At 73.4% G+C, this 24,120-nt stretch carries 25 protein-coding genes and 2 pseudogenes; 22 read left to right on the top strand and 5 right to left on the bottom strand.

Features of this window, described 5'->3' with window-relative positions; translation table 11 throughout:
- The first annotated feature begins 67 nt into the window (after window positions 1-67).
- The 9 genes from RB614_RS04235 to RB614_RS04195 all read left to right on the top strand — a co-directional run bounded on the left by RB614_RS04235 (window position 68) and on the right by RB614_RS04195 (window position 8,583).
- The gene (locus tag RB614_RS04235; protein WP_308710999.1) at window positions 68-1,528 is read left to right on the top strand and encodes an aldehyde dehydrogenase family protein; all 1,461 of its coding nucleotides are present in this window, start codon (window positions 68-70) and stop codon (window positions 1,526-1,528) included.
- A 68-nt stretch (window positions 1,529-1,596) separates the two neighbouring features.
- Window positions 1,597-2,400 (top strand): SDR family NAD(P)-dependent oxidoreductase, encoded by an 804-nt coding sequence (locus RB614_RS04230; protein WP_308710998.1) that lies wholly within the window; start codon window positions 1,597-1,599, stop codon window positions 2,398-2,400.
- 6 nt (window positions 2,401-2,406) lie between these two features.
- Window positions 2,407-3,939 carry a class I adenylate-forming enzyme family protein gene (locus RB614_RS04225; RefSeq protein ID WP_308710997.1) on the top strand — a complete coding sequence of 511 codons (1,533 nt, stop codon included), beginning with the start codon at window positions 2,407-2,409 and terminating at the stop codon, window positions 3,937-3,939.
- Between the two features lie 8 nt (window positions 3,940-3,947).
- Window positions 3,948-4,412 (top strand): MaoC family dehydratase N-terminal domain-containing protein, encoded by a 465-nt coding sequence (locus tag RB614_RS04220; RefSeq protein WP_308710996.1) that lies wholly within the window; start codon window positions 3,948-3,950, stop codon window positions 4,410-4,412.
- Complete coding sequence (locus RB614_RS04215) at window positions 4,409-4,831, top strand: MaoC/PaaZ C-terminal domain-containing protein (protein ID WP_308710995.1); 423 nt, start codon at window positions 4,409-4,411, stop codon at window positions 4,829-4,831. The genes RB614_RS04220 and RB614_RS04215 overlap by 4 nt, the downstream gene beginning before the upstream one ends.
- 6 nt (window positions 4,832-4,837) lie before the next feature.
- Complete coding sequence (locus RB614_RS04210; RefSeq protein WP_308710994.1) at window positions 4,838-5,377, top strand: VOC family protein; 540 nt, start codon at window positions 4,838-4,840, stop codon at window positions 5,375-5,377.
- 49 nt (window positions 5,378-5,426) lie between these two features.
- On the top strand, window positions 5,427-6,575 hold the full coding sequence (locus tag RB614_RS04205; RefSeq protein WP_308710993.1) for an acetyl-CoA C-acetyltransferase: 1,149 nt from the start codon (window positions 5,427-5,429) through the stop codon (window positions 6,573-6,575).
- A 44-nt stretch (window positions 6,576-6,619) separates the two neighbouring features.
- A complete protein-coding gene (locus RB614_RS04200; RefSeq protein WP_308710992.1) occupies window positions 6,620-7,729 on the top strand; it encodes a Rieske 2Fe-2S domain-containing protein in 1,110 nt (369 codons plus the stop codon).
- On the top strand, window positions 7,726-8,583 hold the full coding sequence (locus tag RB614_RS04195) for an acyl-CoA thioesterase (protein ID WP_308710991.1): 858 nt from the start codon (window positions 7,726-7,728) through the stop codon (window positions 8,581-8,583). The genes RB614_RS04200 and RB614_RS04195 overlap by 4 nt, the downstream gene beginning before the upstream one ends.
- On the opposite strand, the gene RB614_RS04190 is transcribed toward RB614_RS04195, so the two are convergent.
- Entirely contained in the window at window positions 8,566-9,186 is a 621-nt protein-coding gene (locus RB614_RS04190) for a TetR/AcrR family transcriptional regulator (protein WP_308710990.1), read from the bottom strand. The two genes, RB614_RS04195 and RB614_RS04190, sit on opposite strands and share 18 nt — an antisense overlap.
- A 238-nt stretch (window positions 9,187-9,424) precedes the next feature.
- Between RB614_RS04190 and RB614_RS04185 the strand changes: the two genes are divergently transcribed.
- From RB614_RS04185 to RB614_RS04140, 10 genes are all read left to right on the top strand, one after another.
- Entirely contained in the window at window positions 9,425-10,459 is a 1,035-nt protein-coding gene (locus RB614_RS04185) for an ABC transporter permease (protein ID WP_308710989.1), read from the top strand.
- Complete coding sequence (locus RB614_RS04180) at window positions 10,446-11,531, top strand: ABC transporter permease (protein WP_308710988.1); 1,086 nt, start codon at window positions 10,446-10,448, stop codon at window positions 11,529-11,531. Before RB614_RS04185 ends, RB614_RS04180 begins: the two co-directional genes overlap by 14 nt.
- Window positions 11,532-11,616: 85 nt before the next feature.
- The gene (locus tag RB614_RS04175) at window positions 11,617-13,254 is read left to right on the top strand and encodes an ABC transporter substrate-binding protein (RefSeq protein WP_308710987.1); all 1,638 of its coding nucleotides are present in this window, start codon (window positions 11,617-11,619) and stop codon (window positions 13,252-13,254) included.
- On the top strand, window positions 13,251-14,306 hold the full coding sequence (locus tag RB614_RS04170) for an ABC transporter ATP-binding protein (protein ID WP_308710986.1): 1,056 nt from the start codon (window positions 13,251-13,253) through the stop codon (window positions 14,304-14,306). Before RB614_RS04175 ends, RB614_RS04170 begins: the two co-directional genes overlap by 4 nt.
- Complete coding sequence (locus RB614_RS04165; protein WP_308710985.1) at window positions 14,306-15,298, top strand: ABC transporter ATP-binding protein; 993 nt, start codon at window positions 14,306-14,308, stop codon at window positions 15,296-15,298. Before RB614_RS04170 ends, RB614_RS04165 begins: the two co-directional genes overlap by 1 nt.
- Window positions 15,295-16,206: a TIGR03620 family F420-dependent LLM class oxidoreductase gene (locus RB614_RS04160; protein WP_308710984.1), complete on the top strand. Its 912-nt coding sequence runs from the start codon at window positions 15,295-15,297 to the stop codon at window positions 16,204-16,206. Before RB614_RS04165 ends, RB614_RS04160 begins: the two co-directional genes overlap by 4 nt.
- Window positions 16,206-17,024, top strand: a complete 819-nt coding sequence (locus RB614_RS04155) for an SDR family NAD(P)-dependent oxidoreductase (protein ID WP_308710983.1) — start codon at window positions 16,206-16,208, stop codon at window positions 17,022-17,024. Before RB614_RS04160 ends, RB614_RS04155 begins: the two co-directional genes overlap by 1 nt.
- Entirely contained in the window at window positions 17,025-17,561 is a 537-nt protein-coding gene (locus RB614_RS04150; protein ID WP_308710982.1) for a nuclear transport factor 2 family protein, read from the top strand. It abuts the gene before it with no gap.
- The gene (locus RB614_RS04145) at window positions 17,545-18,102 is read left to right on the top strand and encodes a nuclear transport factor 2 family protein (protein WP_308710981.1); all 558 of its coding nucleotides are present in this window, start codon (window positions 17,545-17,547) and stop codon (window positions 18,100-18,102) included. Before RB614_RS04150 ends, RB614_RS04145 begins: the two co-directional genes overlap by 17 nt.
- Complete coding sequence (locus RB614_RS04140; RefSeq protein WP_308710980.1) at window positions 18,099-18,860, top strand: SDR family NAD(P)-dependent oxidoreductase; 762 nt, start codon at window positions 18,099-18,101, stop codon at window positions 18,858-18,860. The genes RB614_RS04145 and RB614_RS04140 overlap by 4 nt, the downstream gene beginning before the upstream one ends.
- A gap of 14 nt (window positions 18,861-18,874) precedes the next feature.
- Here RB614_RS04140 and RB614_RS44235 read toward each other — a convergent pair.
- The 3 genes and pseudogenes from RB614_RS44235 to RB614_RS04130 form a co-directional block, all read right to left on the bottom strand.
- Window positions 18,875-18,955, bottom strand: a pseudogene (locus RB614_RS44235) (DsrE/DsrF/DrsH-like family protein); the annotation flags it as partial.
- A 62-nt stretch (window positions 18,956-19,017) separates the two neighbouring features.
- Window positions 19,018-19,092: pseudogene (locus tag RB614_RS04135) on the bottom strand (TusE/DsrC/DsvC family sulfur relay protein); the annotation flags it as partial.
- Between the two features lie 602 nt (window positions 19,093-19,694).
- Window positions 19,695-19,964, bottom strand: coding sequence for a metal-sensitive transcriptional regulator (locus tag RB614_RS04130; RefSeq protein WP_308710979.1), 270 nt, complete (start codon window positions 19,962-19,964; stop codon window positions 19,695-19,697).
- 154 nt (window positions 19,965-20,118) lie between these two features.
- On the opposite strand from RB614_RS04130, the gene RB614_RS04125 reads away from it, so the two are divergent.
- From RB614_RS04125 to RB614_RS04115, 3 genes are all read left to right on the top strand, one after another.
- Entirely contained in the window at window positions 20,119-21,471 is a 1,353-nt protein-coding gene (locus RB614_RS04125; RefSeq protein ID WP_308711150.1) for a rhodanese-like domain-containing protein, read from the top strand.
- Window positions 21,472-21,641: 170 nt separating this feature from the next.
- A complete protein-coding gene (locus RB614_RS04120) occupies window positions 21,642-22,226 on the top strand; it encodes a rhodanese-like domain-containing protein (RefSeq protein WP_308710978.1) in 585 nt (194 codons plus the stop codon).
- On the top strand, window positions 22,223-23,110 hold the full coding sequence (locus tag RB614_RS04115) for a sulfite exporter TauE/SafE family protein (protein WP_308710977.1): 888 nt from the start codon (window positions 22,223-22,225) through the stop codon (window positions 23,108-23,110). Before RB614_RS04120 ends, RB614_RS04115 begins: the two co-directional genes overlap by 4 nt.
- A 4-nt stretch (window positions 23,111-23,114) precedes the next feature.
- Here the strand turns inward: RB614_RS04115 and RB614_RS04110 are convergent, their stop codons facing one another.
- The gene (locus tag RB614_RS04110; RefSeq protein ID WP_308710976.1) at window positions 23,115-24,095 is read right to left on the bottom strand and encodes a formylglycine-generating enzyme family protein; all 981 of its coding nucleotides are present in this window, start codon (window positions 24,093-24,095) and stop codon (window positions 23,115-23,117) included.
- Window positions 24,096-24,120: the final 25 nt, after the last annotated feature.

The following is a 24,120-nucleotide window of genomic DNA, read 5'->3' as shown; positions in this document are numbered from 1 at the left end:
AGCGCTTGCTCGCTTGTTACGGTCGCGTTGCGGTTTCCGGTCTTTCCTTCGAAGGGTGCCAGGCCCTATGACTGTTGTTGAGGCTCCTTCCCGGGTGCTCGTCGGGGGCGAGCGGTATGCCACCGCCGGGACGTACCCCATCGTCAACCCGGCCACCGAGGACGTCGTCGCCGAGGCGCCCGACGCCGGGCCGGCCGACGTCGCCGCCGCGGTCGAGGCGGCCAAGGCGGCGTTCCCGGCGTGGTCGCAGACCTCCCGCGAGGAGCGCAGCCGGCTGCTCCACCGGGCCGCCGACATCGTCGAGTCCCGGGCCGACGAGCTCGGCGCGCTGATCCAGGCGGAGACCGGCGCCCTCATGCACGTGGCCCGCTGGTTTCAGGTGACCGGTACGGTCGGCCGGCTGCGCCGGTACGCCCGCGGCGCCCTGGAGGTGCGCGACGTGCCGCTCGCCCCGCACGCGATGCCCTCCACCGTCCTCGGGCCGGGCGCCCTGCTCGGCGGCAACGTCCTGCGCCGCCCGGTCGGCGTGGTGGCGTGCGTGACCCCGTACAACTGGCCGATGGGCGGGATGGCCGGCAAGGTCGGTCCGGCCCTCGCGACCGGAAACACGGTGGTCGTCAAGCCCGCGCCGCAGGACCCGCTCGCCTGCCTCGCGCTCGGCGAGATCCTGGTCGAGGCGGGCTTCCCGCCGGGCGTGGTCAACGTGCTCACCTCCGCCGGCCCGGAGACCGGCGCGGCGCTGGTCGACTCGCCGGACGTGGACATGGTCAGCTTCACCGGCAGTACCGCCGTCGGCATGAAGATCGCCGAGGCCGGCGGCCGTACCCTCAAGCGGCTCTTCCTCGAGCTCGGCGGCAAGGGCGCGGCCATCGTCCTGCCCGACGCCGACATCCCGACCGCGGTCACCGGCATCTCCGCCACCTGGACGTTCCAGTCCGGGCAGGGCTGCATCCTGCCGACCCGCGCGGTGGTGCACCGCTCGATCTACGACGCGCTGGTCGAGGCGCTGGCCGAGCGCGCGAACTCGCTGAAGGTCGGCGACCCGCTCGACGCCGACACCGTCGTCGGGCCGGTGATCAGCGCGGCGCAGCGGGAGCGGATCGAGTCGCTGACCCAGTCGGCGCGGGACGAAGGCGCCCGGATCGCCGCCGGCGGCACCCGGCCCGGGCTCCCGCGCGGCTTCTACGCGGCCCCGACGCTCGTGGCCGACGCGCACCCGGGCATGACGATCGCCCAGCGCGAGGTCTTCGGACCGGTCGTGACCGCGATCCCGTACGACACCGTCGAGGAGGCGGTGGAGATCACCAACGGCACCGAGTACGGGCTGCACAACTACGTGTTCGGCAAGGACGTCGGCAAGGCGTACGACCTCGCGGCCCAGCTCCGCTCCGGGTACGTGAGCCTCAACAACAGCCTCCAGCACCCCGAGGCCCCGTTCGGCGGCTTCAAGCGCAGCGGCCTCGGCCGCGACGGCGGCTCGTTCGCGCTCGACGCCTACACCGAGATGCAGAGCGTCGTCTGGACCTGATCCGCCGTCGGGATTGATGCGTTCATCTGGATCTGATGCGTTCGTCTGGATTTGAGAGGGAAACGAGAGTGGGCTATCTAGACAGCGCGTTCGACCTGTCCGGCACGGTCGCCGTCGTCACCGGCGGCGGCAGCGGGATGGGGCGCGCGTCCAGCGAGGTGCTGGCCGAGGCCGGCGCCAGCGTCGTGGTCGGCGACATCGACACGTCCCGGGCCGACGAGACCGTCGCCGCGATCACCGCCGCGGGCGGCACCGCGAAGGCCCGCCGCGTCGACGTCAGCCAGAAGGCGTCGGTGGACGCGCTGGTCGACTTCGCGGTCGCCGAGTTCGGCCGGCTCGACGCGATGTGCAACGTCGCCGGCGTACCGCACAGCGCGGAGGTCGTGGACGTGACCGAGGAGGACCTCGACCGGCTGATCGCGATCAACCTGAAGGGCACCTTCTTCGGCTGCCAGGCGGCGATGCGGGTGATGGTGCCGCAGGGCTCCGGGAGCATCGTCAACGTCGCCTCGTCCATCATCGACCTGCCGTTCCAGGGCTACTCCGTGTACGGCATGACGAAGGCGGCCGTCACCATGCTCAGCCGCGTGCTCGCCGCGGAGGGCGGACCGCACGGCATCCGGGTCAACACGCTGGCGCCCGGCTCCACGGACAGCGCGTTCATCGACCGGCACCGGTTCAACGAGGCCGGCGAGCCCGATCCGGAGCGGCTGGAACGCTACCTGGCGGCGATGAGGGCGACCTCGCCGCTCGGGCTGATGGGCGAGCCGATCGACCAGGCGTACCTGATCCTCTACCTGGTCTCGCCGGCGTCCCGGTTCGCCACCGGCAACACGTTCCGCGCCAACGGCGGCAACGCGCGGCCCTGGTGACGGCGCATGGCTGAACGGTACGAGACGGTCTGGGAGGTCCTGCGCCGCCGGGCGGAGGCGACGCCGGACGGGCTGACCGCGGTGGACGAGCACGGCCGCCGCCTCACCTTCGGCGAGCTGCGCGTCGAGGCCGAGGCGGTCGCCGCCGCCCTCGCCGCCCGGGGCGTGGGGGAGGGCACGGTCGTCTCCTGGCAGCTGCCCACCCGGATCGAGTCGGTGATCCTGATGGCGGCGCTGACCCGGCTGGGCGCGCCGCAGAACCCGATCGTCCCGATCAGCCGGGAGCGCGAGGTCGGCTTCATGGTCGCCCAGCTGCGCACCCGGCTGCTGGTCGTACCCGACGTGCTGCGCGGCCACGACCACGCGGCGATGGCGCGCGACCTGGCCGCCCGCGACCCGGGGATGGACGTGCTCGTCCTGACCGACCGGCTGCCCCGCGCCGACCCGGCCACCCTGCCGCCGCCGCCCGCGCCGCCGGCGACGTTCGCCGGCTACCCGGTGCGCTGGGTGCTCTACTCCTCCGGTTCGACCTCCGACCCGAAGGGCGCCCGGCACACCGACGGCAGCGTGCTCACCATGGGGCGCAACCTGATCGGGCGGCTGGAGCTCGTGCCGGACGACCGGGTGGCGATGGTCTCGCCGTTCGCCCACATCGGCGGGATGACCTGGTTTGTCATCAGCCTCCTCGCCGGCTGCGCCAACATCCTCACCGAGCGCTTCAACGACGACGCCATCGCGGCGCTCAGCCGGGAGGGCGTGACCATCGCCGGCACCACGACACCGTTCCACGAGGCGTACCTCAAGGCGCAGCTCGCCTCGCCGGTGCCGATCTTCCCGCGGGTGCGGGCGTTCCCCGGCGGCGGCGCCACCCGCAGCCTCGACCTGCACCACCGGCTCAAGGCCGCGTTCGGCGGGGTCGGCGTGATCTCCGGGTACGGCTCGACCGAGACCGGGCCGCTGACCATACCCAGCGTCGGCGACCCGGACCGCGTGCTCGCCGAGACCGAGGGCCGGCCGTACGACACGACCGAGATCCGGATCGTCCGGGCCGACGGCTCGCTCGCCGGCACCGGCGAGAGCGGCGAGGTCTGCGCCCGCGGCCCGCAGATGATGCTCGGGTACGTGGACCCGGCGCTGGACACCGCGTTCGACCGGGACGGGTTCTTCCACACCGGCGACCTCGGCAGCCTGGACGCCGAGGGCAACCTGCGGATCACCGGGCGGCTCAAGGACATCATCATCCGCAAGGGCGAGAACATCAGCTCCCAGGAGGTACAGGAGCTGCTGAGCCTGCATCCGTCCATCGTGGACGTCGCCGTGGTCGGTATGCCCGACCCGGTGGTGGGCGAGATGTGCTGCGCGGTCGCCGTGCTCGCGCCGGACGCGTACCCGCTCTCCCTCGCGGACGTGCGCGACTTCCTGCTCGGCAAGGGGCTGTCGATCCAGAAGGTGCCCGAGCGCCTCGCGTTCACCGACGCCCTGCCGCGCACCGACACCGGAAAGATCATGAGGCATCTCCTCCGCGAGATGCTGGCCTAGGAGACGCCATGCCCCTCAACCGCGCGTTCGTCGGACGGACGTTCGCCGCCCCGGAGCCGTACGAGGTGAGCCGGGAGAAGATCCGCGAGTTCGCCGAGGCGATCGGCGACCCGCACCCGGCGTACCTGTCCCGGGAGGCGGCCCGCGCGCTCGGGTACCCCGACGTCATCGCCCCGCCCACGTTCGCCGTGGTGCTCACCGGCCGCAGCGGGGAGAACCCGATCTTCGACCCGGAGCTGGGCATGCGGTACGAGCGCGTGGTCCACGGGTCCCAGGAGTTCACCCACCACCGGCCGATCCGCGCCGGCGACGTGCTCAGCGTCTCGTCGCGGATCACCGACATCCGGGACGCCGGGCCGCACGAGCGGCTCACCACGGTCACCGAGATCCGGGCCGCCGGCGGGGAGCTGGTCTGCACCGCGACCAACGTGCTGATGAGCCGCGGCACCGCCGCCGTCGAGGTGCCGGCATGACCGCGCCGGCCTTCGCGGACGTGGCGGTCGGGGCCGAGCTGCCGCAGACCGCGTACCCGCTGACCCGGGAGGCGCTGGTCCGGTACGCGGGCGCCTCCGGCGACTTCAACGTCATCCACTGGAACGAGCGCGCGGCGAAGGCGGCCGGCCTGCCCGACGTCATCGCCCACGGGATGCTCACCATGGCCCAGGTCGCCCGGCTGGTCACCGACTGGACCGGCGACCCGGGCGCGGTCACCGAGTACCGGCTGCGCTTCTCCCGCCCGGTCGCCGTGCCGGACGAGGGCGGCGCCCGGATCGTGGTGCGCGGCCGGGTGGAGGAGAAGCTCGACGGCAACCGGGTGGCGGTCGCCCTGGAGGCGAGCGTCGACGGCGCGCCGGTGGTCGCCGCGGCGCGGGCCGTGGTCCGGCTGGGCTGAACCGCCGTGCGGTTCGCGGTCATGCACGTCGGGGGAGCGGTGGCCGACCTGCGGGCGGCGATGGCCGAGCACGAGCGGTTCGGCGTCGGGCCGTGGACGGTGACCGCGCCCCGCGACTTCGTCACGTACGACCACGCGGCCGGCCGGGTGGTGCGGCAGCGGCTCGCGCTGGCGTTCGGCCGGCTCCCCGGCGGCGGCGCGATCGAGCTCGTCGGCGCCGGCGACGACCCGCACCGGGGACCGCAGTGGCGGCTGCTGCGGAGCGGCGCCGCGCTGAGCCACGTGGCGTACTGGTGCCCGGACGTCCCGGCCGCCATCGCGGAGCTGGTCGCCGGCGGGGCGGCGATCGAGACGCTGCCCGCGCCGGACGCCGCCCCGCGCACCCTCGACGAGCGGATCGCCGCGGCCCGTACCGGCTACCTGCTGATGCCCTCCGGGCTCCGGGTCGAGCTGGTCGACACCGCGCTCTGGGGAGCCCCGCTGCGCGGCCTCTGCGGCGCGGGCATCGAGGCCGTGCTGGACCCACCCGGCCATCTGTCTACCTAGCGCTTGCTTGATGACCTACACTGCGACAAGATCCCGGAAGGGGACCGCCATGCCCGAGGCGTACATCGTCGACGCGATCCGCACCCCGGTCGGCCGCAAGCGGGGCGGCCTGCGCGGCGTACACCCGGCGGACCTCGGCGCCCACGTGCTGCGCGGGCTGGTCGACCGGGTCGGCCTCGACGCGCGGCTGGTGGACGACGTCGTCTTCGGCTGCGTCGACATGGCCGGCCCGCAGACCGCCAACGTGGCCCGTACCGCCTGGCTCGCCGCCGGCCTGCCCGAGGAGGTACCCGCCGTCTCGATCGACCGGCAGTGCGGCTCGTCGCAGCAGGCGGTGCACTTCGCCGCCCAGGCGGTGCTCAGCGGCACGATGGACCTGGTCGTGGCGGGCGGCGTGGAGAACATGAGCATGGTGCCGATCGGCTCCGCCATGGTCCCCGAGTACGGCTGGCCGTCCCCGTTCGAGGGCTCGCGCGGCTTCGCCGCCCGGTACGCCGGCACCGAGGTCTCCCAGCTGCGCAGCGCCGAGCTCGTCGCGGAGAAGTGGGGGCTGACCCGCGACGCGATGGAGCAGTACGCGCTGGAGAGCCACCGGCGCGCGGTGGCCGCGCGGGACGGCGGCCGGTTCGCGGCGCAGATCCTGCCGATCGAGGGGGTGAGCGCCGACGAGGGGCCGCGCGCGGACACCAGCGCCGAGCGGCTCGCCGCGCTCCAGCCCGTGCTCCCCGGCGGCCGGATCACCGCCGGGCTGGCCAGCCAGATCTCCGACGGCGCGGCCGCCCTGCTGGTCGCCTCGGAAACCGCCGTCGAACGGCACGGCCTGCGGCCCCGGGCGCGGATCCACCACCTGACCGTGCGCGGCGACGACCCGGTCTACATGCTGACCGCACCGATCTCCGCCACCCGCCGGGCGCTGGACCGGACCGGCCTCACCGTCGACGACATCGACGTGTTCGAGATCAACGAGGCGTTCGCGAGCGTACCGATGGCGTGGCTGGCCGAGATCGGCGCCGACCCGGCGAAGACCAACCCCAACGGCGGCGCCATCGCCCTCGGCCACCCGCTCGGCGCGACCGGTGCCCGCATCATGACCTCGCTCCTGGGCGAGCTGGAGCGGACCGGCGGCCGGTACGGGCTGCAGACCATGTGCGAGGGCGGCGGCCTCGCGAACGTGACCATCATCGAGCGGCTGGCCTGACCGGCGCGGCTCGAGCGAGCGGCATCAAGCGGAGCGGAGGAGACGTGGCCAAGATCGCGCTGTCGATGAAGCCGACCGGGTGGTTCCAGATCGCCTGGTCCAAGGAGATCGGCGTGGGCGAGGTCAAGCCGTTGCGGTACTTCGGCCAGGACCTCGTCGCGTTCCGCACGCGGAGCGGGCGGCTGCACGTGTTCGACGCGTACTGCGAGCACCTCGGGGCGCACCTCGGGTACGGCGGCACGGTCAGCGGCGAGCACCTGGTCTGCCCGTTCCACGGCTGGGAGTGGAACGGGGAGGGGCGCAACGCCTGCATCCCGTACCAGGATCGGCCCAACAAGGCCCGGCGGATCCGCACCTGGCCGGTCGCCGAGCGCAACGAGTGCGCCTTCGTCTGGCACGACGTGGCCGGGCGCGAGCCGCTCTTCGAGGTACCGGACGTCTTCACCGGCTTCGGCGACGGGCTGACCGCCGGCGACTTCTACCCGGGGTACCCGGTCGGCACGCTGATCCGCGAGCGGCTGGAGCTGCACCCGCAGTACGTCATCGAGAACGGCGTGGACTTCGCGCACTTCAAGTTCGTGCACCGGGCGGCCGAGATGCCGCGCTTCACGAAGCAGGAGTTCGACGACTGGGTCTTCCACGTCGCGTTCGACATGACGTTCCGGCCGAGCCGCGGCTCCGCGGTCAAGGGCGCCGGCACGGAGATCAAGGGCGGCGCCGAGGCGATGAACGTCGGCATCAGCCTCGGCCTCTCCCGCGCCTGGGGCGCCGACAACATGCGCTCGCTGGTCTCGGTGACCCCGGTCGACGAGGACACCTCCGACATCCGCTCCACGTCGTGGTTCCAGCGGCTGCCCGGCGACGACAGCCCGGAGCTGCCGGAGAAGCTCTACCGTCGGCTCAGCATCGCCAACAACCAGTTCCTGGCCGACGTGGCGATCTGGGAGCACCAGCGGTACTCCGAGCCGCCCGGCCTGGCGACCGCGGAGGCCAAGGGCTTCCGGACGCTGCGCCGCTGGGCGACCCGGTTCTACCCGGACGAGGACACCAACCGGCTGCTGAGCCTCCAGGACGCCGGCACCGAGGCGCCCGAGGACGCGTACCCGGAGGACGAGCCGCAGCCGGTGGACCGGACCACCGGCGCGACGGGATGAACCCCGGCACCGTCGCCGACCTGATCGAGCCGGAGCCGTGCGGGCCGGGCCTGTTCCGCGGTACCCCGCAGGACACGCCGAGCCTGCGCCTCTTCGGCGGGCTCGTGGCGGCGCAGGCGGTGGTGGCGGCCGGGCGCAGCCTCACCGGCGGCAAGGTCGTGCACAGCGTCCACGCGCGCTTCCTGCGCCCGGGCGACTCGGCGCTGCCGGTGGAGTACGCGGTCGAGGTGGTCAAGGACGGCCGGGCGTTCGCCGCCGCCCAGGTGACCGGCCGCCAGCGCGGGCGGACGCTCTTTTCCGCCACGGTCTCCGCGCAGGTGCCCGAGGAGTGGCCGGAGCACCAGGACCCGATGCCGGACGCCGGCGACCCGAGCCGATGCCCGTCCGGCCATCCGCTGATGGCCCGGATGAGCCCGCGCGACCCGGAGCTGTACCGGCGCCGCTTCGCCGGACTGGACCTGCGGTACGTCGACGACGGGCTGCGCTCGGCGGCCGGCGCCCCGATGCCGGCGCGCTGGTGGTGGCGGGTGGACCCGAAGCTCCCCGACGACCCGCTGCTGCACCAGGCGATGCTGGCCTACCTGACCGACTTCACCGTGCTCGGCGCCGCCCTGCGGCCGCACCGGGCCGGCTTCGAGGACCCGGCGCTGGAGTCCGCCTCGCTGGACCACGTCCTGTGGTACCTGCGCCCGCTGCGCGCGGACGGCTGGCTCCTCTGCGACCAGGAGTCGCCGTCGGCCGGCGGTGGCCGAGGGCTCGGCGTCGCCCGCGTCTTCGCCGAGGACGGCCGGCTCGTGGCGCTCGTCGCGCAGGAGGGGATGCTGCGCATCCCGCCGTCAGCCGACGGCCGCTGACCCGGTCAGGGAGCGGTCGCCGGCGCCGGCGTACCCGTCGAGGAAGATGGTGACGAAGGTGTCCGCGAGGCGCTCGGTGTCGTAGTCCGGGCCGCTGCGGAACCAGCGCACCGACAGCCACAGCGAGTCGCGCATGACGCGGTAGAAGACCCGGGTCGGGATGTCCGCCCGCAGCGCGCCCCGGCGTACGCCGTCGTCGAGCGTCTCCAGCCAGGTGTGCTGGATCTCGGCGGCGGCCGCCTTGAAGTCCTCGAAGCCGGGCAGCTTGCGCAGGTTCTTGAACTCGTTCTGGTAGATCTCGGTCGCGTGCGGGTGGGTCTGCGCCACCTCCAGCGAGACCCGCACCAGCGCCGCGATCCGCTCCCGCGGCCCGGGGTGGGTCGCCACCGCCTCCCGGTAGCCGGCCTGCAGGTCGGTGAGGTAGCTGGAGACGATCTCGTTGACGATCGCGTCCTTCGAGGCGAAGTGGTGGTACAGGCTGCCGGAGAGCATCCCGACCCGCTCCGCGATCTCCCGCACCGTGGTCGCGGCGATCCCCTTGCCGGCGAAGAGCTCCGCGGCCGTGTCGAGGATGAACTGGCGGCGGTCGGTCGGATCTGGCATGGAGTACCACCCAATCGGAAGCAGGTCGCCCAGTCACTATAAAGCAAGCGCTTGGTATAGCGTCGCACGCGTTGCGGCGAGAGCGACTCGGCCCGGCATGTCGACGGACCGGACAGCCGGCCGTCGGCCCTTCGGACAAGGGCTCGCCACAATCTAACAAGCGCTTGATTCGCCACGTGACGCGCCTTACAGTGGCAACACTTAACCTGCCAGAAACGCCGAGCCGAGGCGGTGAGCCGTGACCGACACAGCTCTCGCCGGAACCCGAAAGAGTCCCGGCGACAAGGCGAGAGCGCGCACCCGCCGCACCATCCCGACCGTCCGCCATCTCGCGCGCCGCTTCGGCGAGCTGGTCGTCGTGCTGCTGCTGGCGAGCTTCCTGACGTTCTCGTTCGCCTCGCTGCTGCCGGGCGACCCGACGATCGCCATCCTCGGGCCGGAGCGCCCGCCGGAGGAGTACGCCGCGCTGCGGCAGGAGATGGGGCTCGACGAGCCGTTCCTGCTGCGGTACGTCACCTGGCTCTGGGACGCCCTCCACGGCGACCTCGGCCGCACGCCGATCCCGCCGGGCGGCGACGTCATGGACCGCATCCTCACCGCGCTGCCGGTGAGCGCGGAGCTGGCGTTCCTCGCCGTGCTGCTGGCGGTCGTGATCGCCATCCCGGTCGCCCTGTTCTGCGCGTCCCACCCGGGCGGCCGGGTCGACCGGATGCTCACCGCGACCGTCTTCGGCGTGATCTCGGTGCCCAGCTTCCTGCTCGGCCTCCTGATCATCATGCTGCTGGTCAACCAGACCGGGCTCTTCCCGCGCAACGGCTGGCAGCGGCTCGGCGACGCGGGGCTGGCGCAGAACCTCTACTACGCGTTCCTGCCGGCGCTGACGCTCGCGCTCAACGAGGCGGCGATCTACTCCCGGCTGCTCCGCAACGACCTCGTCGCCACCCTGCGCGAGGACTTCATCCTCGCCGCCAAGGCCAAGGGCATGCCCAGGGCGCGGGTGCTGCTGCGCGAGGCGCTGCGGCCCTCGTCGCTGGGGATGGTCACCATCGCCGGGGTCAGCCTCGGCCGGCTGCTCGGCGGCACGGTCATCGTGGAGACCCTCTTCGGCCTCCCGGGGCTGGGCAGCCTCATCGTCAAGGCGGCCTCCGACGGCGACGTGATCCTCATGCAGGGCGCCGTACTGGTGATCGCCTTCGGCTACGTGGCGGTCAACGCGCTCGTCGACATCTCGTACACCTGGCTCGACCCGAGGATCCGCCGTGAACGAGCTTGACGTTCTCGATGCCGTCCGCGAGCGGGCGGTCGGTGAGCCGGCCGGACCGCGGCGCCGGCGGCGTCCGGTGGCGGTCGGCGTACGCGGCGCGGTGCTCCTCGCCGCCGGGCTGCTCGCCTTCCTCGCCGGCGCCGGCGGCTGGCTCGGCGGCGTGCCGTCGCCGGTGGCGTGGCTGCTCGCGCTGGCCGGCGCGGTGGTCGCCTACCGCGGCCTCGGCGACCTGCTGCGCTTCGCGGCCGGCCCGCGCGTCGACGTGCTGTTCTGGGTGCTGTGCGGGTGGCTGGTCCTCGTGGTCGGCTCGGCCGCCCTGGCGCCGCTGCTGCCGCTGCCCGACCCGAGCGACACCGCGGCGAGCCTGATCGAGCCGTCGATGGCACGCCCCGACCTGTTCAGCTCGCATCCGTTGGGTACCAACAACTTCGGCCTCGACCTGCTCTCCCGGGTGGTGTACGGCGCCCGCGCGTCGCTGACCATCTCGGTGATCGCGGTCGCCGTCGGCCTCGTGGTCGGCGGCACGATCGGGGTCGTCGCCGGCTACCGGCGCGGCCTCACCGACCGGGTGATCGGCACGCTGGTCAACGCGCTGCTCGCCTTCCCGCCGCTGGTCCTGCTGCTGGCGCTGGCGACCAACCTCGAGCCGAGCGTCAGCACCCTCCTGCTTGGACTGTCGATCCTCGCCGTGCCGCTCAACGTACGGCTGGCCCGCGCGGTCAGCATGCAGGTGGCCGAGCGCGAGTTCGTCGAGGCGGCCCGCTCCATGGGGGCCACGCACACCCGCGTCTTCCTCCGCGAGCTGCTCCCCAACGTCCTGCCCAGTCTCATCTCGTACTCGATGATCGTCGTCGCCGCGCTCATCGTCGCCGAGGCGTCGCTCAGCTTCCTCGGCCTCGGCATCAGGCAACCGGAACCGTCCTGGGGCAACATGATCGCCGAAGGGCAGCAGGGTGTGTTCGAGCAGCACCCGCACGTCGTGCTGGTGCCCGGCGCCGCGCTGTTCCTGACCGTCTTCGCCTTCAACCTCATCGGCGAACGTCTCCAATCCCGGTGGGATCCCCGCCGCAGCCGCTTGTAAGCACTCCCGCCGGGCCGCGCCGAACCCGGCGCGCGGCTGGCCACCATCCCGTCCCGGCCGGCACATTCCAGGAAGGATCACCCCATTGAACGGCAGATCGACAAGGAAGATACGCGCCCGCACCGCCCTCGCGGTGCTGCTCTCGGCCGGGCTGCTGGCCACCGCGGCCTGCGGTGACTCCTCCGACGGCGGCGAGCCGAAGAGCGGGCCCTCCACGGCCGCGGCCGGCTACAAAGAGGGCTTCGTCAACGGCGGCGACGCCACCGGTACGGCGGTCAAGGGCGGCCAGCTGACGATGGCCGTGTACGCCGAGACGGCCAGCCTCGACCCGGCCAACACGCCCGGCACCGGCTACATCGGCGGCACCGAGCTCACCGCCATCTTCGACGTGCTGGTCCGCTTCGACCCGATCACCGGGAAGTACCAGCCGCAGCTCGCCGAGTCGCTCACCCCGAACGCCGACAACACCGAGTGGACGCTCACGCTGCGGCCGGACGTGACCTTCAGCGACGGCACGCCGCTGGACGCGCAGGCGGTCAAGACCAGCCTCACCCGGATGGCGACCAAGGGGCGCGCCGGCTGGCCGATCTCGCAGAACGTCCAGACGATGACCGTGAAGGACCCGCGCACCCTGGTCCTGAAGCTCAACAAGTCGCTCGCCGCGTTCCCGTACGCGCTGGCCTACAACCCCGGCTGGATCACCCACCCGGACGCGGACGCGAAGGGTGAGGCGTACGGGCGGGCGCCGATCGGGGCCGGACCGTACACGGTGGAGAAGTACGCGCCGGGCGAGGAGATCGTCCTCAAGGCCCGCGACGACTACTGGGGCGGCCGGCCAAACATCGACACGCTCCGCTTCGTACCGATCGTCGGCGACAAGGCCAAGCTGGAGGCGCTCGACTCCGGCACCGTCGACCTCGCCTTCCTCGGCGAGCCGACCTCGGTGCGCGACGCGTTGCAGGCCGGCCGGCCCGGCTTCATGACGCTGAGCAACTACGGCCAGGCGCTGCTGGTCAACACCGCCGCCGGGCGCCCGACCGCCGACCCGAAGGTGCGCCAGGCCATCGCGTACGCGATCAACCCGGACGTGATCAACCAGCGGGTCAACAACGGCGCCGGCGTCGCGACCAAGCAGCTCTACGGCTCGACCTCGCGCTACTTCACGCCGGACGCGCAGGCCCTGCCGTACGACCCGGCGAAGGCCAAGCAGCTGCTCGAAGAGGCGAAGGCAGCCGGCTACGACGGCAAGCTCAAGCTCGTCTCGTCCAGCTCGCCGATGCGCTCCAACCTGGCGCTGGCCACCGAGGCGCTGCTGGAGGCGGTCGGCTTCGAGGTCGACACCGACGTCACCGGCACGATCGCCGACCAGACCCGCAAGGTGAACATCGAGAAGAACTTCGACATCTCGACCAGCGGCCCGGCGTACCGCGAGCAGGAGCCGGCGATGGAGATCACCAAGACGCTCAAGTCGGACTCGCTGCAGAACGCCAGCAACTACAAGAGCCCGCAGATGGACGGGCTGCTCCAGGAGCTGGCCGCGGCGAAGGACCTGACCGAGGTCAAGTCGAAGCTGACCCAGATCCAGAACCTGATCAACCAGGACCTACCGATCATCGGTTACGCCACGATCCCGGAGATGCTGGTGTGGGGCAAGAACGTCAAGGGCATCGAGCCCACGATCACGTCGTCGCTGATCCTCACGAAGGCGTGGATCGAGAGGTGACCACCGACCCGCTCGTCGAGGTGACCGGGCTGCGCACCACGTTCGACACGCCCAAGGGGCAGGTGCGTGCCGTCGACGGGGTCTCCCTCACGGTCGGCCGCGGCGAGCGGGTCGGCATCGTCGGCGAGTCCGGATCGGGCAAGTCGGTCCTGGTCCGGACGCTGATGAACCTCTTCCGCGACGACCCGCTGACCACAGTGGACGGCCAGGTCGTCTTCGCCGGCGAGAACGTCCGGGAGATGACCCGGGAACGGCGCCGGCACTTCTGGGGCCGGGACATCGCCATGGTGTTCCAGAACCCGATGACCTCGCTCAACCCGGTCAAGCGGATCGGGGTACAGATCACCGACCCGATGCGCTTCCACCTCGGCATGTCCCGGCGGGACGCCCGGGAGGCGGCACTCGACCTGCTGGTGCGGCTCGGCATCCCGGCCCCGCGGCGGCGGATCGACCAGTACCCGCACGAGCTCTCCGGCGGCATGCGGCAGCGGATGGCGATCGCGGTCGCGCTCTCCTGCAACCCCAAGCTCCTGCTCGCCGACGAGCCCACCACGGCGCTCGACGTGACCGTGCAGAAGCAGATCCTCAACCTGCTCGACCGGCTCGTCGCCGAGCGCGGCATGTCGGTCGTGCTGATCAGCCACGACCTCGGCGTGGTGGCCGGGCGGACCGACCGGGTCGCCGTCATGTACGCCGGCGAGGTCGTGGAGATGGCCCGGCCGCACGAGCTGTTCCGGGTCTACCGGCACCCGTACACCCGGGGGCTGCTCAACTCGGCGCCCCGGCTCGGCGCCCCGAAGCACACCCGGCTGGAGGTCATCGGCGGGCTCCCGCCCGACCTGGCCGCCCTGCCACCGGGGTGCCGGTTCGCCGCCCGGTGCCCGCAGGTGCAGCCGCGCTGCCTCGCCGAACGCCCGCCGCTGGTGGCGGCCGGCCCGCGCGGGCACGTGGCCGCCTGCCACTTCCCGGTCGGCACCCCGGCCGGCGACGAGGCGCTGGAACGGAACCGGGACAGCGGGGTGGCCGCGGTCGTGGAGGAGATGGCGTCCTGATGGCGGGTTCTGGTGGAGCGCACCTGCGGGCGGCCGAGCGGCCGGTGCTCGCGGTCGAGGATCTCGAGGTACGGTTCGCGGTCGGCCGCGGCCAGGAGGTGCACGCGGTCTCCGGGCTCAGCTTCGACCTGCTGCCCGGCGAGACGCTCGGCATCGTCGGCGAGTCCGGCTGCGGCAAGTCGACGTCGGCGCGGGCGATCATGCGGCTCGTACCGGCGAGCGGCGGCTCGGTGCGGCTGGAGGGGGAGGAGCTGCTCGGCCTGCCGGAGAAGCAGGTGCGCCGGCGGCGGCTGCGGATGCAGATGATCTTCCAGGACGCGGTCTCCTCGCTCAACCCGCGCCGTACCGTCCGCGCCCTGGTCGCCGAGGGGGCGGCGATGTGGAACCGGCCGATGACCGCCGGCGCCGTGGACGAGCTGCTCGCCTCGGTCGGCCTCGACCCGGCCCTGGTCGGCCACCGCCGGCCGCACGAGCTCTCCGGCGGGCAGTGCCAGCGGGTCGCGATCGCCCGCGCGCTGGCCCTGAACCCGGCCGTGCTGGTCTGCGACGAACCCGTCTCCGCCCTCGACGTATCGGTGCAGGCGCAGATCCTCAACCTGCTGCACGACGCCCGCGAGCGGTACGGCCTCGCCACCGTCTTCATCTCGCACGACCTGGCCGTGGTCAAGAACATCAGCGACCGCATGCTCGTGATGTACCTGGGCAAGGTCTGCGAGGTCGGCGACGTGGAGGAGGTGCACCGCGAGCCGGCCCACCCGTACACCCGGTTCCTCGGCGCGGCCGTGCCGGAGCCGGACCCGGACGCGCCGATCCCGCCCGACGAGATCACCGGTGAGCTGCCGTCGCCGCTGGACCCGCCGAGCGGCTGCCGGTTTCGCACCCGCTGCCCGCTGGCCACCCAGCGCTGCGCCGACGAGGAGCCCCGGCTGCGCACGTTCGGCCACGGGCGCGCGGTCGCCTGCCACTACCCCCTCGTCGGAGGCGTCGCGTGACGCTCCGCGGGGTGGGGCTCTGGTCCCGGGCGTTCCGGCAGCTCGACGCCGCGCGGCTGGCCGAGGTGGGAGCCGAGCTGGAGGAGCTGGGGTACGCCGCGCTGTGGCTCCCCGGCGAGATGGGCGGCGACGTCTTCGGCCCCGCCGAGCGGCTGCTCGCCGCCACCGGGCGGGTCACCGTCGCGGTCGGCGTGCTCAACATCTGGATGCACGACCCGGCCGAGGTCGCCGCGGCACACGACGTGGTGGCCGCGAAGTACCCCGGCCGGTTCCTGCTCGGGCTCGGCGTCAGCCACGGGCCGGCGGTCGACCGGTACGCGGCCCCGCTGCGGGCGATGCGCGAGTTCCTCGACCGGATCGAGGCGGAGGCCCGGGTCACCTGGCCGGCCGACCGGCTGCTCGGCGCGCTCGGCGCGAGGATGCTGGAGCTGGCCCGGGAGCGCACCGCGGGCGCCCACCCGTACCTGGTGACGCCCGAGCACACCGCCCGCGCCCGCGCGCTGCTCGGGCCGGACGCGCTGCTCGCCCCGGAGCAGAAGGTGCTGCTGGAGACCGATCCCGGCCGGGCCCGGTCCCTCGCCAGGGGGCGCCTGGCGTACCTGTTCGACCTGCCGAACTACGCCAACAACCTGCGCCGGCTCGGCTTCGGCGAGGGCGACCTCGCCGGCGGCGGCAGCGACCGGCTGGTCGACGCGCTCGTCGCCTGGGGCGACCCGGAACGGGTGGTCGCGAGGGTCGCGGAGCACATCGCGGCCGGCGCGGACCACGTGACGCTGCACGCGCTCTCGGCCGACCCGACGGCACCGGCACTCGACCAGTGGCGCCGGATCGCGGAAGCGCTGCCGGCCGCGCGCCCGGGCTCCACCGCCGCGGCGGAGCCGGTCACCGCGAAGGAAGGGACACGATGATGGGTGACTTCGACGGCAAGGTCGCGGTCGTGACCGGCGGCGCCTCCGGCGCCGGCGAGGCGACCGCGAAGATCATGGCCGGTCGGGGCGCGGCGGTGGTCATCGCCGACGTCGCGCAGGACCGGGCGGCCGGGGTGGTCAAGGAGATCACCGCCGGCGGGGGACGGGCGGTCGCCGTGCGTACCGACGTCTCCGACCCCGCGGACGCCGCCGCGATGGTCGAGCGCGCGGTCGCCGACTTCGGCCGCCTCGACGTGCTGGTCAACTGCGCCGCCGCGCTCGGACCGGACGTGCTCGGCCGGGACACCACCGTCGTGGACGTCGACCTCGGCGTCTGGGAACGGTCGCTCGCGGTCGACCTGTTCGGCGTGATGCTCGGCTGCCGCTTCGCGATCCCGCACCTGGTCGCCGGGGGCGGCGGCGCGATCGTCAACGTCTCCTCGGTCGCCGCGCTCCGCGGCCGCTGGGTCGGTCCGGCGTACGCGGCCGCGAAGGCGGGAGTCATCGGCCTGACCCGCAACGTGGCCACCACGTACGGGCAGCGGCGGGTGCGCTGCAACGCGGTCGCGCCCGGGCTCATCATGTCGCCGGCCGCCACCGCCATGCTGAGCGAGGCGGACCGCCGGATCCAGGAGTCGCACCTGCTGCTCCCCTCCAGGAGCACGCCGGAGGAGGTCGCCGAGACGGTGGTCTTCCTCGCCTCCGACGCCGCCCGGTACGTGACCGGCCAGGTGCTCGTCGCCGACGGCGGGCTCACCAGCCACTCACCGTCCTATGCGGACTGGCGCCGCCAGGTGGCCGAAGCGGAAGCGTCCTAGATGGACGGTGTGGACGAGCTCGCGGCCCGGGTCGACCGGCTGGAGTCGACGGAGGCGATCCGGCAGCTCGCCGCCAGGTACGCGGTCGCGCTGGACTCGCGTGACGTGGCGGCGATGGCCGACCTCTTCGTCGAGGACGTGCGGGTCGGCGAGGGGCGCACCGGCCGGGCCGAGCTGCGCGCGTTCTTCGACCGGATCCTGCGCCCGTACCGGCTCACCTTCCACCTGATCGGCAACCACCGCATCGACTTCGACGGCCCGGACACGGCCACCGGCATCGTCTACTGTAGACCCGAGCACGAGGTGGGCGACCTCTGGATCGTCATGCCGATGGCCTACCTCGACCGCTACGAGCGGCGGGACGGCACCTGGTACTTCGCCAGCCGCCGGCCCAAGGCGTTCTACGCGGCCGACGTCCTCGAACGCCCCGGCGGTGACCGGTTCCACTTCCCGGACAACCCGATGATCACGCGGGCGACGCTGCCCGAGGCGTGGCCGACGTGGGACCGGTTCTGGTCGGATGCCGGCGTTGGATGACCTCGCGGCACGGCTCGCGCGGCTGGAGGCGGTGGCGCAGATCCGGCAGCTGGTCAGCCGGTACGCGGTCGCGCTGGACGCCCGCGACGTCGACGCGCTGGTCGGGCTCTTCGCCGCGGAGGTCCGGTCCGGGCTGCGGGAGGCGTACTTCGACGCGCCGCTGCGGCGCCTGGGCGTGACCGTCCTGCACGTGGGCACGCACGTCGTCGACCTGACCGGCCCGGACGACGCGCGCGGCACCGTGTACGCCCGCGCCGAGCTGGAGGTGGGCCCGGGCCGCTGGGTGTCGCAGGCGGTGCACTACGGCGACCGGTACGTGCGCCGCGGCGGCCGCTGGTACTTCGCCGGCCGGCGCCACGAGCTCTTCTACGGCGTCGAGCAGGGCCGGCGCCCCAACGGCCTTCCGGCCGCGGACTGGCCCGAACGCGACACCGGCGCCGGCACCGTGCCGTACCGGTGGCAGAGCTGGCAGTCATTCTGGAAAGCCGGGCCGTCTTCGGCGGCCGGAGCGTCCCCGCAGGCACAGGAGGCAAGGGAATGAAGGACTTCGCGGACCGCGCCGGCGTCGCGGTGGTCACCGGCGGCAGCGGCGGGCTCGGCGAGGCGGTGGTGCGGACGCTGGTCGAGCGCGGCTCGCGGGTGATGTTCACCTACCGCTCGAACGAGGCCGCCGCGCGCGAGATCGCCGCCACCGCCGGCCCGGACGCGCTGCCCCGGCGGCTCGACCTCACCGACGCGGCGGCCACCCGGAGCCTGCTCGACGAGGTGGGGCGGGAGGAGGGCGGCATCCACACGGTGGTGTACGCCTCCGGGCCGCACGTGCCGATGACCCACCTGAGCCGGGTCGAGGCCGAGCAGTTCGCCGACCAGATCGGCAACGACGTGCTCGCCTTCTTCCACCTGACCCGGGCCGCGCTGCCCTGGCTGCGCGGCTCGGGCGGCAACATCGTCGCGGTGACCACGGCCGCCACCACCCGGTACCCGGTGCGGGACGGGCTCTCCGCGGTGCCGAAGGGAGCGGTGGAGGCGCTGGTGCGGGGGATCGCCGTCGAGGAGGGCCGGTACGGGGTGCGGGCCAACTGCGTCGGTCCCGGCATGCTCACCGACGGCATGGCCGTACGGCTGATCGCGTCGAAGGAGATCGACGAGGCGGCGCTGGAGGCGGCCCGCCGCAACACGCCGCTGCGCCGCTTCGGCACCGCGACCGACATCGCCGAGGCGGTCTGCTTCCTCGCCTCCGACCGGGCGAAGTTCGTCAGCGGCCAGAAGCTCGACGTCGACGGCGGCTACGGCGTCTGACCGGGCCGGGTGGGTCAGATGAACAGCAGCTGGGCACCCTCGGTCTTCTCGATGAAGTCGGCGGCGTTGATGATGCCCTCGACCTCCTCGTAGAGGTGTAGGCCATCTTCTTGGCCGGCTTCTTGGGAAACAGGGCGAAGAGGCTCTTGGTGGGTATGCCGGCGCGGGTGGTGACGCGGCGCAGGGTGGCGGTCTCGCCCTGGGCGGCGTAGTCCTCGCGCAGGAACCGGATGGCGTCCCAGTGCGCGGCCGTCAGGTCGATGCCGATCTGGGCGGCGAGCTGCGCCGGTCTCGACGAAGCAGTTGGCGTGCCCGTCGAAGCTCCCGGTCATCGGCTGGCCGCGCGCGTGCCGCAGGAAGTTGTCGGCGAAGACCTCGACCGAGAAGTGCGCGACCGAGCCGGCCTTGGAGGTGGGGATGTCGTTGGCGTCGCCGAGGGCGAAGACGTTCGGGTACGCCTTGGACAGCATCGTGTGCCGGTCGACCGGGACCAGGTTGAGCTCGTCGCCGAGCCCGGAGCGGGCCACGTAGTCGGCGCCCATGTTGAGCGGCACGGTGACCAGCAGGTCGAAGGGGATCTCCCGCTCGTCGTACGAGACGAGCCTCCGGCCGTCGAGCCGTTCGACCAGCCGCCCGCCCTGGAACGCCGCGAGCGCGCCGGCCAGCGCGACCGCCCCGTCGAAGGTGTCGAAGTCGAAGACGCTCCGCCGCCACTGCCCGCCGTCGAGCATATGACGGGCTCCTATACCCCCGAGGGTATGGGGGCCAGGATGTCGCCCACAGGGACGGAGGTCCCGCCCGGCTGGGCCGGCGGTCACCCTCCGGGCGGCCCGGTCAGGCCAGGGAGAGGAACAGCTTCTCCATCCGCTCCAGGTTGAAGGTCTGGTCCTCGCCGTCCTCGCCTGCCGTGATGCACTGCTGCAACCCGCTCGCGATGATCTTGAAGCCCGCGCGGTCGAGCGCCCGGGAGACGGCGGCCAGCTGGGTGACCACGTCGGCGCAGTCGCGCCCCTCCTCGAGCATCGCGATCACGCCGCGGATCTGCCCCTCGGCGCGGCGCAGCCGCTTGATGACGTCGCCGGTCGCGTTCTGGTCCACCCGCATCGCTCTCTCCTGATCATCGTGGTGCCGGCTTCACATCATACGCCGGGGGGTATCGCGCCGTCCGTGTTATGGTGGCCGTGCAGATACCCCCGGGGGTATCCAGTATCGCGTCCCGCAAGTCCGATCCCGAGAAGGAGTCCCCCTCGTGCCGCGCATCCTCGCCATCGACACGCCGACCCTCGGCGACCGCAGCTACCTCGTCCACGACGGGCGGGTCGCGTTCGTCGTCGACCCGCAGCGCGACATCGACCGCGTGCTGGCGCTCGCCGCCGCCGAGGGCGTGCGGATCACGCACGTGTTCGAGACACACGTCCACAACGACTACGTCACCGGCGGGTACGCCCTGGCCCGGGAGACCGGCGCCGCGTACCACGTGAACGCCGACGACCCCGTCTCCTTCGACCGGGTCGCGGTGCGCGACGGCGACGTGGTCGAGGTCGGCGACTCGATGCGGGTCCGCGTGCGCGCCACGCCCGGGCATACGTTCACCCACCTGGCGTACCTGCTGCGGGACGGCGGGCGGGAGGTGGCCGCGTTCACCGGCGGCTCCCTGCTGTACGGCTCGGTCGGCCGCCCCGACCTGCTCGGCCCGGCCCACACCGACGCGCTGGTGCACCACCAGCACGCCTCGGCCAACCTCCTCGCGGCCGAGCTTCCGGACGCCGTCGGGCTGTACCCGACGCACGGGTTCGGCAGCTTCTGTTCCGCCACCCAGAGCGAGGGCGCCGCCTCCACCATCGGGCGGGAGAAGGGAACCAACCCGGCGCTGACCAAACCGGTAGACCAGTTCGTCGCCGACCTGCTCGCCGGCCTGGACGCCTGGCCCGCCTACTACGCGCACATGGCTCCGGCCAACAGCGCCGGACCGGACGGAGCCGATCTGTCCACACCGGAGCGGGCCGACGCCGAGCAGATCCGCAAGCGGGTCGCGGCCGGCGAGTGGGTGGTCGACCTGCGCAACCGCGTCGCGTTCGCGGCCGGACACGTGGCCGGCACGCTCAACGTCGGCATCGACGGCAGCTTCGCCACCTACCTCGGCTGGCTGATCCCCTGGGGTACCCCGCTCACCCTGCTCGGCGAGACCCCCGAGCAGGTCGCCGAGGCCCAGCGCGAGCTGGTGCGGATCGGCATCGACCGGCCCGCCGCGCAGGCCGCCGGCGACCCGGCCGAGTGGGCCGGCCCGGACGGCCTGGTCAGCTTCCCCCGCGCGACCTTCGCCGAGCTGGCCCAGGTCCGCCACCACCGCCCCGTGGTGGTGCTGGACAACCGCCGCGACCTCGAATGGTCCGCGGCCCACATCGAGGGCGCCGTGCACGTCCCGCTGCACGACCTGCCCGCCCGGCGGCACGAGGTGCCCGACGGCGAGGTGTGGATCCACTGCCAGTCCGGCTACCGCGCCTCGATCGGCGCCTCGATCCTGGCCGCGGCCGGCCGACGCGTCGTCGCGGTCGACGACGAGTTCGACAACGCCGGCCGCGCCGGCCTCCCGGTCGTCGCCGCGGCCTGACCCGTTCCGGAACCGCCGGGCGGGGGCGGGCCCCCCCCCCCCGCCGGCCCCCCCCCCCGGCCCGGCCCCCGCCGGCCCGCACGCCGCTCACCCGCGCGTGTCGCCGCCGGCCCGCGTGCCGCCCCTGAAGCCCCGGAAAGCCGCCCCTGAAGCCCCGAAAGAGGAGAGACATGAGCGACGCCACCGTCGACAGTGCCACCCTGCGCGAGCTGATGGGCTCCGGCCACCAGCCGCGGATCCTCGACGTGCGCACGCCGTCCGAGTTCGAGACCAGTCACATCCCGGGCGCGTACAACGTCCCGCTCGACCTGCTCCGCGAGCACCGCGCCGAGCTTCTCGAGCACCTGGACGAGGAGGTGGTGCTGGTCTGCCGCTCCGGCGCCCGCGCCAGCCAGGCCGAGCGGGCCCTCGCCGAGGCCGGGCTGCCCAACCTGCGCGTGCTCGACGGCGGCATGCTGGCCTGGCAGGCGACCGGCGCGCCGGTCAAGCGCGGGCGGCCGCGGTGGGACCTGGAACGCCAGGTACGCCTCGTCGCCGGCACCATCGTGCTGGCCAGCGTCCTCGCCTCCGTCGTGGTACCGGGCGCGAAGTGGGTCGCCGGGCTGATCGGCACCGGGCTGGCCACCGCCGCACTCACCAACACCTGCGCGATGGGCATGCTGCTGGCCAAGCTCCCGTACAACCGGGGCGGCCGCTGCGACCTCGACGGCATCGTCGGCCAACTCCGCGGCGCGCCGGCCGGCGGTACCCGGTGACGGCGGTGGTGCTGACCGTGGCGCTCGCCGGGGTTGTCGGGCTGAGCCTCGGCCTGCTCGGCGGCGGCGGTTCCATCCTCGCCGTACCCCTGCTCGTCTACGTCGCCGGCCTGCCCGCCAAGGAGGCCATCGCCACCTCGCTGCTGGTCGTCGGCGTCACCAGCGCCGCCGCGGTGCTCCCGCACGCCCGCGCCGGCCGGGTCCGGTGGCGCACCGGGCTGGTGTTCGGGCTGGCCGGCATGGCCGGGGCGTACGCCGGCGGGCGGCTCGCCGCCTACGTCCCGGGCGCGATCCTGCTGACCGGGTTCGCGGTGATGATGCTCGCCACCGCGGTCGCCATGATCCGTGGCCGCCGGGCGGGGCCGGACAAGCCAGTGCCGCACGAGCTGCCGCTGCCCCGGGTCGTCGCCGACGGCGTCGCGGTCGGCCTGGTCACCGGCCTGGTCGGGGCCGGCGGCGGCTTCCTCGTGGTACCCGCCCTGGCGCTGCTCGGCGGGCTGCCCATGCCGGTCGCGGTCGGCACCTCGCTGGTCGTCATCGCGATGAAGTCCTTCGCCGGCTTCGCCGGGTACCTGTCCACAGTGCACGTCCAATGGGGACTCGCCGCCGCCGTCACCGCCGCCGCCGTGGTGGGCAGCCTCGCCGGTGGCCGGCTCGCCGGACGCGTCCCCGAGCGGGCGCTGCGTACGTCGTTCGGCTGGTTCGTGCTCGTGATGGGTCTCTTCGTGCTGGCCCAGCAGCTCCCCGCGGGCCTTCGCCCCACCGCCCTCGTGGTCCTCGCGGCCGCCGCCGCGGTGGCCGCGACCACCGCGGCCGGCCTCCACCTGCGCCGCCGGCACGCCCGGGCGGCCCGCCACCCCGCCTACACCGCACGGCCGGAATAGCGTCCTACCGACCACCGGGCGGAGCGCCGGCGCACCGGAAGCTGAGGTTGCCGGTGCTGGCGTCGGCGGTGTTGTGGGTTCGGGCGGCGACCCGGTAGCGGTTGCAGTAGGAGTCGTGGCACAGGTAGGAGCCGCCCCGGACGGTCCAGTCGCCGGAGGCGGCCGGCCGGGTGGTCCAGGGGGAGGCGGTCCACTCCCAGACGTTGCCGACCATGTTGTGCAGGCCGTAGCCGTTGGGTGGATAGGCGGTGACCGGGCAGGTGCCGGCGTACCCGTCCTCCGCCGTGTCCCGGGTGGGGAAGGTGCCCTGCCAGATGTTGCACATGTGCCGGCCGCCCGGGTTGAGGTCGTCGCCCCACGGGTAGCGGGCCCCGTCGAGCCCGCCGCGGGCGGCGTACTCCCATTCGGCCTCGGTGGGCAGTCGGGTGCCGGACCACCGGCAGTAGGCCAGGGCGTCGTGGTGGGAGACGTGTACGACGGGGTGGTTCTGCCGGTCGGTGATGGCGGAGCCGGGGCCTTCGGGGTTGCGCCAGTACGCGCCGTCGACGGCGATCCACCAGGGCGTGCCGCCGGCGGTGCCGCGTCGGGCCTGGTGCGCGCCGGGGGTGAGGAAGGTGTGGAAGACGTAGCTCCAGCCGAAGAGCTCGGCGGTCGTGCGGTACCCGGTCTGTTTGACGAACGTGGCGAACTGGGCGTTGGTGACGGCGGTCGGGGAGATGGCGAAGGGCGTGACCGTGACCGGCCGTACCGGGCCTTCGCCGTCCGCCTCGTGCGCGTCGGGGTCGTTGCTGCCCATGGCGAACGTGCCGCCCGGCAGCCCGACCAGCCGCCGGCGCAGCCGGGTGCGGGTCGCCGGGTCGGCGGTCGCGCCGGGGGCGGCCGGGTCGGCGGTTGCGCCGGGGGCGGCCGGGGTGGCGAGGGTGACCGGCGTGGCGGTCCGCGGGGCGGGGCCGCAGCACGCCGGTGTCGCCTGCGGTTCGTGCATGGGCGTCTCCGGAGGGTCGCTGGCG

The sequence above is a fragment of the Phytohabitans maris genome, from assembly GCF_031085175.1.
Taxonomy (GTDB): Bacteria; Actinomycetota; Actinomycetes; order Mycobacteriales; family Micromonosporaceae; genus Phytohabitans; species Phytohabitans maris.
The sequence above is the reverse complement of the archived record's forward strand: the minus strand, read 5'-3'. Positions and strand labels throughout refer to the sequence as shown.